The organism is Enterorhabdus sp. P55 (genome assembly GCF_009911695.1).
In the GTDB taxonomy this organism is placed as follows: domain Bacteria; phylum Actinomycetota; class Coriobacteriia; order Coriobacteriales; family Eggerthellaceae; genus Enterorhabdus.
The window spans coordinates 1-14,538 of sequence record NZ_QWKK01000059.1 but is presented as its reverse complement, the minus strand read 5'-3'; the positions used below and the strand labels follow the sequence as shown (position 1 = coordinate 14,538).

The following is a 14,538-nucleotide window of genomic DNA, read 5'->3' as shown; positions in this document are numbered from 1 at the left end:
GCCCGCCTGGGGCGTGCCCGCCGCGGCCTGGCAGCCGCCGCGCGTCACCACGCCGCCGCCGGCCGCGCCCTACCCGGCGCCCGGCTTCGCGCCGGTGCTCGCCTGCGAGCACCTGACCAAGGGCTATGGCTCCCATACCGCCCTTGCGGACGTGACGTTCTCGGTCCCCGCCGGGCGCGTGGTGGGCCTGCTTGGCCCCAACGGATCGGGCAAGACCACCCTCATCAAGCTGGCCGCCGGCCTGCTCACGCCCACGGGAGGCTCCGTGCGCGTGCTGGGGATGGAGCCGGGCACGCGCACCAAGGCGCTTCTGTCCTACCTGCCCGAGCGGCCCTACTTCGCCCCGTCGATGAAGGTGCGCGACTGCCTGGGCTTCTTCGCGGACTTCTACGCCGACTTCGACCGCGCGCTCGCCCAGGACATGCTCGCGCGGCTCGGCGTGCCGGCCGACGCGGCCATGGCCGCGCTCTCGAAGGGCACCAAGGAAAAGGTGCAGCTCGTGCTCGTCATGGCGCGCCACGCGGCACTCTACCTGCTCGACGAGCCCATCGGCGGCGTCGACCCGGCCACGCGCGACTACATTCTCGACACCATCATCTCGCAGTACCACCGCGACTCCACCATCCTCATATCGACGCACCTCATCGCCGACGTGGAGCCGGTGCTCGACGACTTCATCTTCCTCCAGTACGGCACCATGGTGGTCCACGCGCCCGTCGCCTTCGTGCGCGAGCAGGGCTATGAGAGCCTCGACGACTACTTCAGGAGGGCGTTTCGATGCTAGGGAAGCTGCTCAAGTACGACCTCAAGGCGCTCAGCCGCGTCCTCATCCCCGTTCACCTGGCCGCGGTGGCCGTGACCTTCGTCGCCTGCGGGGCGGCGCTCACCGGCTATGCGGTGAACGAGCTGCCCTCCTTGGTGGCGTCGGACTACGCGAACCCCATCATGGCGCTCGCGGCGCTCGTGCTGGTGATGGGCGTCCTCGCGCTCGCCTGCGTGGCGGCGGCCACCTTCGTGGTGATCCTCTGGCGGTTCTACAAGAACCTCTTCACCGACGAGGGCTACCTCACGTTCACGCTGCCGGCCTCGCCCGCTGCCCAGCTGGGGTCGAAGGTGCTCGCGGGGCTCATCTGGATGCTCATCGACCTGGTGGTGGTGTTCACGGCCATCGCGCTCATCATCGCCGCGGCCGAGGGCTTCGCCGGCTCGACGGACATCGAGGACGTCATCCCGTACTGGATCATGCGCGCCTCCACCGGCTACGGCCTGTTCGGGTCCTACGCGGGCCCCACCGTCCTCGAGGTTGCCCTCACCTTCGTCCAAACCGTCGTGCAGATGGCGTTTGGCCTGCTCATGGCCTATGCGGCCTTCGCGCTTGGCGCTGCGCTCGCCCAGCGTCACAAGGTGGCCGCGGGCATCGGGCTCTACGTGGCGCTCTCCTGGGGCTATGGCTTTCTCGCCGGCGCGGTGAGCGTGCTCGGGGTGTTCGCGACGGGAGGCGTCGGCAGCGTCACCGCCTACTACGCGCTGACCTCGGCGCTCGGCACCCTCTTGCAGGTGGTGGCCTGCGGCGCGCTCTGGCTCATCTGCCTGTGGGTGCTCAAGCGCAAGGTAAACCTGCCCTAGGGCCATCCGCCGGTGACGCTTGCAAAAACGCCCCGCTAGCCGTATCATAAGCAATTGCTGTTTTCGCTGCGCCGCCTGGGGCGGCGTACGCATCACATCGTTGAAGGAAATTAGAAGGAGTTCAACTTCATGGCTGTTAAGATTCGCCTCGCTCGCCATGGCGCCAAGAAGCGCCCGTACTACCGCATCGTCGTCGCCGACTCCCGCGCCCCGCGCGACGGTCGCTTCATCGAGGAGGTCGGCCGCTACAACCCCTGCTCCCATCCGCACCTGGTGAAGTTCGACATGGAGAAGGTGGACAAGTGGATCGCCAACGGCGCCCAGCCCACTGACACCGTCGCCCGCCTGCTGAAGACGGCCAAGGAAGAGGCGTAAGCAGCCATGTCCGAGCTTACGGAAGACCTCGCCGGCCTGGTCGAGTCCGTCGTGGCCCCGCTCGTCGAGTTCGAGGATGATCTGGAGATCACCTCGTACGAGACGGAGGACGAGGCCGTGATGGTCGAGATCCGCGTCAACGAGGCCGATGCCGGCAAGGTCATCGGCCGCCAGGGCCGCGTCATCAAGGCCATCCGCACGCTTGCCCGCGCCGCCGCTTCCCGTACGGGCACGCCCGTCGAGGTGGAGCTCATCGACTAGATGCGCGCCTGGGCAGACGTCGCCTACCTGGCGACCACCAAGAACCTGAACGGAGGGCTCGTCGCGCGCAGCGCCGCGGGCCTTCCTTTTTTGCTGTCTGAGGGCCTGCGCGTGGCCCTCGTGCCGCCGCGCCTTGACGCTCCGCGTGAGGTGACGGTAGCGTCGGTGCAGATGCGCGCCGACGACGAGGCCCTCGTGTTCTTCGACGAGGTGGCTGACGCCGCGACCGCCCAGGCCCTCGTGGGCTGCCATGTGCTGGCGCCTCGCGACGCCTTCGATCCGGCCGACCTGGAGCCGGCGGGGGAGTGGGCCTCGTGGGAGGGCTGGCAGGTGGTGGACGCCGCCGCCGGGCGCGTGGGCGCGGTGGCGCGCATCGAGGAGATGCCGCTCCAGTCACTGCTCGTGGTGGCGCGCCCCGATGGCACCGAGGCGCTCATCCCGCTCGTGGACGAGCTCATCGCGGGCGTGGACGAGGATGCCCGCCGCATCGACGTCGTGCTCCCCGCCGGGCTGCTCGACCTGTAGGAGGGCGCCATGATCATCGAGACCCTCTCCACATTCCCCGGCATGTACGACTCGGTCATGGGCGCCTCCATGATGCGCCGCGCCCAGGACAAGGGCATCCTGGACTTCACCGCCTACGACCTGCGTGACTGGACCTACGACCGCCATCGCACCACCGACGACGACCCCTATGGCGGCGGCGCCGGCCTCGTGATGAAGTGCGAGCCGCTCTTCGAGGCTGTCGAGGCCATCGCCGGCATGGGGGTTGAAGATCCAGCTTCGGCTGAGGAGCCCGGGGAGCGGGGGGTGCGTCCACCAAGCGAGTTCACCCCAAGGGTACTTCCTCGCTGCGCTCAGGGCGCCACACGCGAATGGAACAGTCCAGTGGGCTGTTCTACCGAGCGAGGACTGTCTGAGCGACTGGACGTGCCCCCCGCCCCCCGGGCGGACGAGAGCGCCGCTCCCCGCGTGCCCGCCTGCCCGCGCACCGGCCCTGAGCCGCGCCATGCGGACGGCCCGCGCCCGACGGTCGTATTCCTGGCGCCCCAGGGCCGCCGCTTCGACGACGCGCTGGCCTGCGAGCTCGCGGCCGAGGAGCGCCTGCTGTTCGTCTGCGGCCACTACGAGGGCATCGACGAGCGCGCCTACGCGCTGGCCGACGTGGTCATCTCGCTCGGCGACTACGTGCTCACCTCCGGCGAGCTGGCCTCGATGGTGGTCATCGACGCGGTGGTGCGCAAGCTGCCCGGCGTGCTGGGCGCGGCCGACGGCGCGGCCGACGAGTCCTTCGCAAGCGGCCTGCTCGAGTACCCCCAGTACACGCGCCCCGCCGTCTTTCGCGGCGCGGAGGTGCCCGCCGTGCTGCTCTCGGGCGACCACGGCGCGGTGGCCCGCTGGCGCCGCGAGCAGTCGCTCGCCCGCACGGCCGCCCTGCGCCCCGATCTGCTGGAGGGCGTGCCCCTCACGCCCGATGATCGGAAATTTCTGGAGAACTTGGGCTAGCCCGCAGGCCGGGCGGCGCCAAGCGGTATCATAGGGGCTTGCTGTGCCCGTCTGCCGGCACACGGCTCGCCGCCCGACCCCGAGTCGGCCGGCCCATCGGAGACGACGCGAAGGAAGGGAAGCGGCTCACACCCATGTACTCAGGTCAGCACGCCGAAACACGCGGTCCCTCCTTCCTGCGCACCCTCGCCCGCATCCTCACCATGATCGCGCTGGTCGTGGCCCTCTCCTGGGGGCTGCGCACCTTCGTGTTCCAGGCCTACGAGATCCCCTCCGGCTCGATGGAGGAGACCATCATGACCGGCGACATGGTGTTCTCGGAGAAGGTCACCTACTACTTCAACGAGCCCGAGCCCGGCGACATCGTCACCTTCCAGGATCCGGAGATTCCCTCCCGCATCCTCATCAAGCGCATCATCGCCACCGGCGGCCAGACGGTCGATCTGGTGGACGGCCAGGTGGTCGTCGACGGCGTGCCGCTCTACGAGCCCTACACCGACGGCAAGCCGTCCTACCCGCTCACGCCGGCCTACGGCACCGCCATCAGCTACCCGTTCAAGGTGCCCGAGGGCAAGCTCTGGGTGATGGGCGACAACCGCACCAACTCCCAGGACTCGCGCTATTTCGGCCCTATCGACGAGGACACCGTTACGGGCCGCGCCGTGCTCATCTACTGGCCGATCAGCAACATCGGCCTGCTCACGCCCGCCTAGGCGCGGGCACCCGCGGCCGCCCGGGAGGGCAAGGCGGTCAAGCGCAGCGCCCGGCAGCACCGGGCCAAGGGGAAACGACGAAGGAGAGCCATGCCAACCGAAATGCCACGGAGCGACGCGCCGGCCGAGCAGCCGCCCACGTTCCAAGACGTCATCATGAACCTGCAGCGCTACTGGGCCGACCAGGGCTGCGTCATCCTCCAGCCCTATGATAACGAGGTGGGCGCGGGCACCAACGCCCCGGCCACCACGCTGCGCGCGCTCGGGCCGGACACCTGGCGCACCGCCTACGTCCAGGGCTGCCGCCGCCCCACCGACGGGCGCTACGGCGAGAACCCCAACCGCCTGCAGTTCTACTACCAGTTCCAGGTGCTCATCAAGCCCTCGCCGGCCAACATCCAGGACCTGTACCTGGGCAGCCTCGAGGCCATCGGCATCGACGTGGCCGCCCACGACGTGCGCTTCGTCGAGGACGATTGGGAGAGCCCCACGCTCGGCGCCTGGGGCCTGGGCTGGGAGGTCTGGATCGACGGCATGGAGGTCACCCAGTTCACCTACTTCCAGCAGGTGGGCGGCTTCGAGTGCGATCCGGTGCCCGTGGAGATAGCCTACGGCCTGGAGCGCCTGACCATGTTCGTCCAGGGCGTCGATTCGGTCTACGACATCGTGTGGTCGCGCGGCGCCGACGGCGTCACCTTCACCTACGGCGACGTCTACCTGGAGAACGAGCGCGAGTACTCGAAGTTCAACTTCGAGGTGGCCGACACCGACTTCCTCTTCCAGGAGTTCACCGACCGCGAGGCGGAGTGCCTGCGCACGCTTGAGGCGGGCCTGCCGCTGCCGGCCTACGACTCGGTGCTCAAGTGCTGCCACGCCTTCAACCTGCTCGACGCGCGCGGCGTCATCAGCGCCACCGAGCGCATGGCCTACATCCTGCGCGTCCGCACGCTCGCCAAGGCCTGCTGCGCCTCCTACATGGAGCACGTGGTGGGGATGAGGCTCGACGCGCCCGAGGGCGCCGAGGGGAAGGGGGCCGACCGTGGCTAGCACCCGCACGCTCGCCTTCGAGATAGGCACCGAGGAAATTCCGGCGTTCGACCTGAAGAACGCCACCGTGCAGCTGCCCGGCCTCATGGCCGAGGCGCTCGACGCCGTGCGCGTGCCCCATGGCGATGTCATCGTGTACTCGAGCCCGCGCCGCCTCATCGCGGTGGTGGACGCCGTGGCCGACCAGACCGAGGCCCTCGACGAGGTGTTCCGCGGCCCGTCCGCCAAGATCGCCTTCGACGCCGACGGCAACCCCACCAAGGCTGCCATCGGGTTTGCCCGCGGCAAGGGCCTGGGCGTAGACGCGCTCGAGCGGCGCGAGGTGGACGGCGTGGAGTACGTCTTCGCGTCGCGCCACGTGGACGCCCAGCGCACCGCCGAGCTGCTGCCCGGCGTGCTGCGCGGCGTGATCGAGGGCATCAGCTGGCCCAAGTCGTGCCGCTGGGGCACCACGCGCGAGGTGTTCACCCGCCCCGTGCGCTGGATCGTGGCCCTGCTCGACGACGAGGTGGTGCCGGTTGAGTTCGCGGGTCTCACCGCGGGCAACCTCACCTGGGGCCACCGCTTCCTGGCCCCCGGCCCCCACGAGGTGCCCACCGCCGACGAGCTCGTGTCCGTGGTGGAGGCTGCCTGCGTGGTGCCGAGCCAGGAGGCGCGCGAGGAGCGCATTCGCGCGGGCGTGGCCGCCGCCGAGGCCGCCACGGGCTACCGCGCCGAGCTGCCGGCCAAGACGCTCACCGAGGTCGTCAACCTCTCCGAGTTTCCCACGGTGATGATGGGCTCCTTCGACGAGGAGTTCCTGCGCGTGCCCGAGGAGATCATCGTCGACGCCATGCTCATGCACCAGCGCTACTTCCCGCTCTACGACGGCGACGGCAAGCTCACCAACAAGTTCATCATCGTCTCCAACGGCGACCCGGCCCAAGAGGCCGTCATCGTCGACGGCAACGAGCGCGTGGTGGCCGCCCGCCTCTACGACGCGAAGTTCTTCTACGACGAGGACCTCAAGCGCCCGCTCGAGGCCTACGTCGAGCGCCTGGACGAGGTGGTGTTCCAGGAGACGCTCGGCACCATGCGCGCCAAGACCGACCGGGTGGCGCGCCTGGCCGCGCTGCTCGTGGAGCAGGCGCAGGTCGCAGACGACGTGGCGGCCGACGTGGCCCGCGCCGCGCTGCTGGCCAAGGCCGACCTGGTGACCAACGCCGTCATTGAGTTCACGTCCGTCCAGGGCGTCATGGGCTCGTACTACGCCGCGGCGGCGGGGGAGTCTCCCCGCGTGGCCCGGGCCATCGCCGAGCACTACCGCCCGCGCTTCGCCGGCGATGCGGTGCCCTCCGACGAGGTGGGCCGCCTCGTGGCGCTCGCCGACAAGCTCGACACCATCTGCGGCCTGTTCGCCGTGGGCCAGGCGCCCACCGGCTCATCCGACCCCTTCGCCCTGCGCCGCGCCGCGCTCGGCATCATCGCCATCCTCGAGACGGGGCTTCCCGTCTCGCTCTCCCGCGCCGTCGACGACGCCCTGGCCGTGTACGCGGAGGCGGGGCTTGACTTCGACGTCGCGGCCGTGCGCGCCCAGGTGATCGAGTTCTTCACCACGCGCGAGAAGGTGCTGCTGCGCGAGGAGGGCGCCGCGGCCGATGCCATCGACGCCGTGCTCGCCACCGGCGTGGCCGAGCCGATGGTGCTGGCCGCCCGGGTGCGCGCGCTGGAGAGCGCGCGTGCCGCCGAGGCCGACACCTTCGAGGACCTGGCCGTCGCCTTCGCCCGCGCCAACAACCTGCGCGACCCCGAGGCCGGCACCGCCTGCGACCCGTCCCTGTTCACGGCCGAGGAGGCGGCGCTCGCCGAGGCGGTGGACGCCGCGGAGGCCTCGGTGGCCGCGGCCCTGGCTGCCGACGACTACGCCGCGGCGCTCGCCCAGCTGGCGGCCTTGCGCGCGCCTATCGACGCCTTCTTCGAGGCCACGATGATCATGGATGAGGACCTGGCCCTGCGCGCCAACCGCCTGCGCCTGCTCAACCGCTTCGTCGGCGTCTTCGCCAGCTTGGCCGACTTCGGACTCATGTCCAAGAAGTAGGCCTGCCCGCATCGCTCGACCTTAGCCGGGGCCGGCAGGCGGGGCGTTCCTCCGCCTGCCGGCCCCGTTTGCGGTTTTCTGGCCAAAAAACCTCCGGTTTACGCAGCTTGAAGTGCTGCGGGCGCGTAAAACAGGGGGAAAATGACCAGAAACCGTCCCATCCGCGTTCTCGGCTGCGTAAACCGTGGTCTTTTTGGCCAGAAACCGCGGAATGGGCCGGCGGATTCCGCGCGCGCCGCAGCCGCCGGCCGGCCCGTCAGCCAGCCTGCCGGCCCGTCAGCCCGTCCGGCCGCGGCCCAGGCCCGCACCCGACCCGAAGGAGGCCCCATGGACAGCCACTCGCCGCAGGAGCGCGCCGCGCGCGTTCCCACCATCCACGTCATCTCCGACTCCGTCGGCGTCACCGCCCAGGCGGTAGCGCGGGCGGCGGCGGCCCAGTTCGGCGTGAACGACCCCAAGATCGAGGTGCTGCCCAAGGTGCAGAGCTTCGAGCAGGTCCGCTCCTTCCTCGACGAGCACGCGGCCTACCACGTCCACACGCTCGGCGATGACCGCCTGCTCGTCTTCTTCACCCTGGTCGATCGCGCCATGTCCGAGCAGACGGCCGCCTACATCGCCGAGCACGACAACATCCTCGGCGTCGACATCATGACCGGCGCCATCGAGGCCATCTCCGAGCTCTCCGGCCTGCGCCCCACGAGCCGCCCCGGCTCGCTGCGCGAGGCCAACGAGGTCTACTTCCGCCGCATCGAGGCCATCGAGTTCACCATCGCCCACGACGACGGGCGCAACCCCCAAGACCTCGCCCTGGCCGACATGGTGCTTCTGGGCGTGTCGCGCTCGTCCAAGACGCCGCTGTCCATCTACCTCTCGCAGCAGGGCTACAAGGTGGCCAACGTCCCGCTCGACCCCTCCACCGAGCCGCCGTCTCAGATCTACGAGGTGGACCGCACGCGCCTGTTCGGCCTCATGACCACCGCCGACGTGCTCACCGACATCCGTCAGCGCCGGCTCGGCAACGCGGCGCTCGTGGCGGCCAGCTACGCCGACCCCGAGTACATCTACGAGGACCTCGAGAAGGCCCGCGCCCTCATGCGCAAGCTTGGCTGCATCGTCATCCACACGGAAAAACGCGCCGTAGAAGAGACCGCTCAGGAGATTTTGCGCTACTACGAGCGCTCTCACCCCTCCGCCACTGATATTATTGAGTAGCATCCGCTCGCGCGGGTGCGCTTCCGCATCTGCCCGGCGTTTTCCCTGGTTCCGGGCGATTCAGGTAACCGCACGGCTTCCGTGCCAGCGTGAAGGAGAGAAAAGGTGACCGAAGAAGTGAAGCGCGTCTATGCATTCGGCAAGGACGCCCAGGGCAACAACGTGACCGAGGGCAACACCGACATGAAGATGATCCTCGGCGGCAAGGGTGCGAACCTCGCCGAGATGGCCAACATCGGCCTGCCGGTGCCTCCGGGATTCACTATCACCTGCCAGACGTGCATGGAGTACGCCAACGCGGACAACACCTGGCCCGAGGGCGCGCTCGACACCATCGCCGAGTACCGCGCCGACCTTGAGGAGCGCATGGGCAAGAAGATCGGCGATGCTGCCGATCCGCTGCTCGTCTCCGTCCGCTCCGGCGCCCCCATGTCGATGCCCGGCATGATGGACACCGTGCTCAACCTGGGCCTGAACGACCAGTCCATCAACGGCCTCATCGCCCAGACCGAGAACCCCCGCTTCGCCTGGGACTCCTACCGCCGCTTCATCCAGATGTTCTCCAACGTGGTGATGGGCCTGGACGGCGATTTGTTCGAGAACGCCATCACCGCCATGAAGAACGAGCGCGGCGTGGCGTCGGACACCGACCTGACCGCTGACGACCTGCAGGAGCTCGTGGGCGAGTTCAAGCGCATCTTCTCCGAGAACGTGCCCGCGGCCGACTACCCGTCCCTCGTGGTGGACGGCGTCGTGCAGTTCCCGCAGGATCCCATGGTGCAGCTGCAGCTGGCCATCGAGGCTGTGTTCGGCTCCTGGAACAACCCGCGTGCGGTTCTCTACCGCAAGAAGAACAAGATCGCCGATGACCTGGGCACCGCCGTCAACGTGCAGTCCATGGTGTTCGGCAACAAGGGCAACACGTCGGCCACCGGCGTGGCCTTCACCCGCAATCCCGCCAACGGCGACAAGGAGTTCTACGGCGACTACCTGGTGAACGCCCAGGGCGAGGACGTGGTGGCCGGCATCCGCAACACCTCTCCCATCGCCGAGCTCAAGGAGGTCGCGGGCCTGGAGGAGGCCGGCGCCGAGCTCGAGGAGATCTTCGTCACGCTGGAGAACCACTTCCGCGACATGTGCGACATCGAGTTCACCATCGAGCAGGGCAAGCTCTGGATGCTCCAGACCCGCGTGGGCAAGCGCACCGCCGCGGCCGCGCTCCACATCGCCATCGAGATGGAGAAGGAGGGCCTCATCACCAAGGAGGAGGCCGTCATGCGCGTCGAGCCCGACCAGCTCGACCAGCTGCTCCACCCGCAGTTCGACAAGGACGCCACCTACGACGTCATCGCCCGCGGCCTCAACGCCTCCCCGGGCGCTGCCGTCGGCGAGGCCGTGTTCTCCGCCGCCGACGCCGTGGCCCTGGCTGAGGCCGGCCGCAAGTGCGTGCTGGTGCGCTGGGAGACCAACCCCGATGACCTGGCCGGCATGATCGCCGCCGAGGGCATCCTCACCTCCCATGGCGGCAAGACGTCGCATGCGGCCGTCATCGCCCGCGGCATGGGCGCTCCCTGCGTCTGCGGCGTGGAGGCCCTCAAGATCGACGCCGAGAAGAAGCAGGCCACCGTCAACGGCACCGACCTGGTCATCCGCGAGGGCGACATGGTGTCCATCGACGGCACCACGGGCGTCGTCGTGCTCGGCGCCGTGGACCTGGTGATGCCCGAGCTCACCGGGGACTTGGACACCATCCTCGAGTGGGCCGACGAGTTCCGCACCCTCGGCGTGCGCGCCAACGCCGACAACCCCGAGGACGCCGAGCTCTCCCGCAACTTCGGTGCCGCCGGCATCGGCCTGTGCCGCACCGAGCACATGTTCCTGGGCGACCGCAAGCAGATCATCCAGTCCTTCATCCTGCATGACGACGAGCTCATCCGCGAGAAGGCCGTCGCCGACCTGTTCGCCGCCCAGACCGGCGACTTCTACGGCATGTTCAAGGCCATGGACGGCTACCCGGTCATCGTGCGTCTGCTCGACCCGCCGCTGCATGAGTTCCTCGAGAGCCCGCGCGCGCTCGACGTGGAGATCGCCCGCATGGAGGCGGCCGGCGCGTCGGCCGAGGCCATCGCCGAGAAGCGCGACCTCATGGAGAAGATCGACTCCTTCGCCGAGCAGAACCCGATGCTCGGCATGCGCGGCTGCCGCCTGGGCATCGTCTACCCCATCCTGCCCACCATGCAGGTGCGCGCCATCGCCACCGCCACCGCCCGCCTGAAGAAGGAGGGCCTCGACCCGAAGCCGGAGATCATGATCCCGCTCGTGTCCGTGGCGCCCGAGCTGGCGAAGCTGCGCGCCCAGGCCGAGGCCGCCATCGCCGAGGTGGCCGCCGAGGAGGGCGTGGAGCTGGAGATTCCCGTGGGCACGATGATCGAGCTGCCGCGCGCGGCCGTCACCGCCGATGAGATCGCCCAGCACGCCGACTTCTTCTCCTTCGGCACCAACGACCTGACCCAGACCACCTTCGGTTTCAGCCGCGACGACGTGGAGGCCGAGTTCGTGCCGCAGTACCTGACCGAGCGCCTGCTGCCCTTCAACCCCTTCGCCACCATCGATCCCGGCGTGGCGAAGCTCGTGAAGATGGGCGTCGAGCTCGGCCATGAGGGCAACGCCGACATCGTCTGCGGCGTCTGCGGCGAGCACGGCGGCGACCCGGACTCGATCCAGACGTTCAACGCCATCGGGCTCGACTACGTGAGCTGCTCCCCCTACCGCGTGCCGGTGGCGCGCCTGGCTGCCGGCCAGGCCGCCCTGCGCCAGCGCTAAGGGCAGGAAGGCCAAGGGCCCCGCGGGTTGCCGCGGGGCCTTTTTGCGTTTGCGCCCCTTTTTCGCCGACGGGGGGGGGCTGCGACGGCGCTTTTTCACGCCGCGTCTTATCGGGCTGCGAGCTTGCTGGGGCGAAGCGGGCGGGGGGGGTGGGCCGGCTGGCGGCGGGGCCCTCGGTCGGCCGGCTGGCGTCCCCGTTTTGGGCTCGGATGCCGGCGGCGGCCTCGGGGGGCGGGTCGCCCTGGAGGCGGCGTGCGTTTTTCGGGACCCCGGCCTGGCGTCCGGCGCGCTACCGCGGTTGCGCTAGAATGGGCGAAAACCCGGCGGAAGGAGGCCCTATGGCGATGGTGGACGTCACGCGCTTGCCGCGGACGGTGGCACTCGAGGAGGCAGGCGGGATCCCCCGGCTGGCGCTGCTTGACCAGACGCGCCTGCCGGCCGAGGAGGCCTACCTGCGCACCTCGGACTGGCGCACCGTCATCGACGCGATCAAGGGGCTCGTGGTGCGCGGCGCGCCGGCCATCGGCATCGCCGGCGCGGCGGCCGTGGCCCTGCGCGCCTGGGAGTTCGTGGCCGCCTGCGGCGGATGCGCCGGCGCGCTCCGGCCCGATCTGGCCACGGGCTCCGCTGTCGGCGTGACGGGGGAGGATGCCCCCGCGCTCGACTGCCTCAGCTGCCAGCGCTCCGCTGCGCCCGCAGATTGCGCGCCCGCGCCTGCGGGGGACGATGAGCCCGCCCGGGCCCTCGACGCCCACCGCACCTTCGTCCTCGATCCCGACGCGGCCGACCCGGAGCTGTTCCTCACCTCGCTCGAGTTCGCCGGGCGGCTCATCGCAGGCGCGCGGCCCACGGCGGTCAACCTGTCCTGGGCCGTCGAGCGCGCGCTGGCCGAGGCGCGACGCCTGACAGGGGAGGGGGCGGCGCCGCGCGCGGTGGCTGAGGCCCTGGCGAGCCTCACGCGCCGGATGATCGCCGAGGACGAGGCCGCCAACCGCACGATGGGCGCGCATGGCGCGGCGCTCCTTCCCGACGGCGCGACGATCCTCACGCACTGCAACGCCGGCAGCCTCGCCACCGCCTTCTACGGCACCGCCCTCGGCGTGGTCTACGCCGCCGCCGAGCAGGGCAAGATCGTCCGCGTCTTCGCCGATGAGACCCGACCCGTCGGCCAGGGCGCGCGCCTCACGGCCTGGGAGCTCGCGCGCGCCGGCGTCCCGGTCACGCTCATCTGCGACGACATGGCCGCCTCGCTTCTCGCGTCGGGCCGGGTGGACGCTGTGGTGGTGGGCGCCGACCGCATCGCCGCCAACGGGGATGTGGCCAACAAGATCGGCACGCTCGGCGTGGCGGTGGCGGCGGCGCGCTTCGGCGTGCCCTTCTACGTGGCCGCGCCGCTGGCCACCGTCGACGCTTCGGTGCCTGACGGCACCGCCATCCCCATCGAGGAGCGCGACCCGTCCGAGGTGCTGCCCACGCCCCTTGCGGGGGTGGACGTGTGGAACCCCGCCTTCGACGTGACGCCGGCCGAGCTCATCGCCGCCGTCATCACCGAGGCGGGCGTGTTCACCCCGTCCGAGGTGGCGCGCGCCTGCGCGTGATCCTGTCCGATTCCGAAGGAGGCTGCCATGCACATCATCCATCGCGAGGACCAGGAGCTGCGCGAGCGCGAGGTGCTTGCGGCTGACGCGACGCTCGCCGCCGACAGCGAGGGACGCGAGCGCTCCGGCGAGCCTGACCTGCTGCGCACCGACTTCCAGCGTGACCGCGACAAGATCCTCCACGCCAAGTCGTTCCGCCGCCTGTCGCATAAGACCCAGGTCTTTCTGGCTGCCGAGGGCGACCACTACCGCACGCGCCTCACCCATACGCTCGAGGTGGCGCAGATCGCGCGCACCATCGCGCGGGCCCTCGGGCTCAACGAGGACCTGACCGAGGCCATCTCGCTCGGGCACGACCTGGGGCACACCCCCTTCGGGCATACCGGCGAGGATGCGCTGGCGCGCTGCATCGCCGCCTGGCGCGGCCTGCCGCCTGCTGACGCGCGCGCCGAGGCGCTCTACCGCCACAACGAGCAGAGCCTGCGCGTGGTGGAGGTGATCGAGAACGGCGGGAAGGGGCTCAACCTCACGGCCGAGGTGCGCGACGGCATCGTCTGCCATACCGGGCCCACGCGCGCTGAGACCCTCGAGGGCCGTATCGTGGCCGTGGCCGATCGCATCGCGTACGTGAACCACGACATCGACGACGCCATCCGCGCCGGGCTCTTGCGCGAGACCGACCTGCCTGCCAGCACCCACGAGGTGCTCGGCCCCGACCACTCGTCGCGCATCGAGACCCTCGTGCTCGACCTCGTGCGCACCTCGGCGGCCGGCGACGACATCCGCATGAGCGATGCGGTGTGGGCTGCCATGATGGAGCTGCGCGCGTTTCTGTTCGCGCACGTGTACCAGGCCGATGTGGTGATGGTGGAGGTGGATAAGGCGACGCGCCTCGTCGAGGCGCTGTTCCGCTACTTCATGGAGCATCCCGCCGAGGTGCCTGCCGAGTACCGCGCCATCTCCGGGGGCGACGACGTGCGTGCCGCCACCGACTTCATCGCCGGCATGACCGACCGCTACGCTAAGGCCACCTTCCAGGACATCTTCGTCCCCAACTCGATTCACTACTAGGGGAGCGAGCGGCCGGCCGGCGGGACGGCTAGGGCGAAGGGCGGCTGGTTGGCGGGCGCGCCCGGTGCGGCTGGCCGGCGGGCGCGACCGACGGGCGGATGGCCGAGGTGGCCTGAGGGTGCATGCGGCCGATGCAGCCGGCCGATGGTCGCGACCGGGCGGCGGGTGCGGTCGGACAGCCGGGGCGGCCAGCGCGACCGGCGGGTGGATGGCCGGGGTGGCCTGCGGG

At 70.0% G+C, this 14,538-nt stretch carries 13 protein-coding genes; all 13 read left to right on the top strand.

Annotated elements, in window-relative coordinates:
• A partial coding sequence (locus D1643_RS06945; protein WP_236643447.1) for an ABC transporter ATP-binding protein occupies nt 1-784 on the top strand: 784 nt, incomplete at its 5' end.
• Entirely contained in the window at nt 778-1,626 is an 849-nt protein-coding gene (locus tag D1643_RS06940; protein ID WP_160709934.1) for a hypothetical protein, read from the top strand. The genes D1643_RS06945 and D1643_RS06940, both read left to right, overlap by 7 nt.
• 129 nt (nt 1,627-1,755) lie before the next feature.
• Nucleotides 1,756-2,001 carry a 30S ribosomal protein S16 gene (gene rpsP / locus D1643_RS06935; RefSeq protein ID WP_160709933.1) on the top strand — a complete coding sequence of 82 codons (246 nt, stop codon included), beginning with the start codon at nt 1,756-1,758 and terminating at the stop codon, nt 1,999-2,001.
• Between the two features lie 6 nt (nt 2,002-2,007).
• Nucleotides 2,008-2,262, top strand: a complete 255-nt coding sequence (locus tag D1643_RS06930; protein ID WP_160709932.1) for a KH domain-containing protein — start codon at nt 2,008-2,010, stop codon at nt 2,260-2,262.
• Nucleotides 2,263-2,787: a ribosome maturation factor RimM gene (locus tag D1643_RS06925; RefSeq protein ID WP_160709931.1), complete on the top strand. Its 525-nt coding sequence runs from the start codon at nt 2,263-2,265 to the stop codon at nt 2,785-2,787.
• A gap of 9 nt (nt 2,788-2,796) precedes the next feature.
• Nucleotides 2,797-3,768: a tRNA (guanine(37)-N(1))-methyltransferase gene (locus D1643_RS06915; protein WP_236643445.1), complete on the top strand. Its 972-nt coding sequence runs from the start codon at nt 2,797-2,799 to the stop codon at nt 3,766-3,768.
• 134 nt (nt 3,769-3,902) lie between these two features.
• Nucleotides 3,903-4,481 carry a signal peptidase I gene (gene lepB, locus D1643_RS06910; protein ID WP_160709930.1) on the top strand — a complete coding sequence of 193 codons (579 nt, stop codon included), beginning with the start codon at nt 3,903-3,905 and terminating at the stop codon, nt 4,479-4,481.
• A gap of 90 nt (nt 4,482-4,571) precedes the next feature.
• Nucleotides 4,572-5,528, top strand: coding sequence for a glycine--tRNA ligase subunit alpha (locus D1643_RS06905; RefSeq protein ID WP_160709929.1), 957 nt, complete (start codon nt 4,572-4,574; stop codon nt 5,526-5,528).
• Nucleotides 5,521-7,605: a glycine--tRNA ligase subunit beta gene (gene glyS, locus D1643_RS06900; RefSeq protein ID WP_160709928.1), complete on the top strand. Its 2,085-nt coding sequence runs from the start codon at nt 5,521-5,523 to the stop codon at nt 7,603-7,605. Before D1643_RS06905 ends, glyS begins: the two co-directional genes overlap by 8 nt.
• Nucleotides 7,606-7,932: 327 nt before the next feature.
• Entirely contained in the window at nt 7,933-8,817 is an 885-nt protein-coding gene (locus tag D1643_RS06895) for a pyruvate, water dikinase regulatory protein (RefSeq protein ID WP_160709927.1), read from the top strand.
• A 105-nt stretch (nt 8,818-8,922) separates the two neighbouring features.
• Complete coding sequence (gene ppdK, locus D1643_RS06890; protein WP_160709926.1) at nt 8,923-11,640, top strand: pyruvate, phosphate dikinase; 2,718 nt, start codon at nt 8,923-8,925, stop codon at nt 11,638-11,640.
• 338 nt (nt 11,641-11,978) lie between these two features.
• Entirely contained in the window at nt 11,979-13,238 is a 1,260-nt protein-coding gene (mtnA, locus tag D1643_RS06885; RefSeq protein ID WP_236643443.1) for an S-methyl-5-thioribose-1-phosphate isomerase, read from the top strand.
• Between the two features lie 27 nt (nt 13,239-13,265).
• Complete coding sequence (locus D1643_RS06880; RefSeq protein ID WP_160709925.1) at nt 13,266-14,309, top strand: deoxyguanosinetriphosphate triphosphohydrolase; 1,044 nt, start codon at nt 13,266-13,268, stop codon at nt 14,307-14,309.
• Nucleotides 14,310-14,538 lie beyond the last annotated feature (229 nt).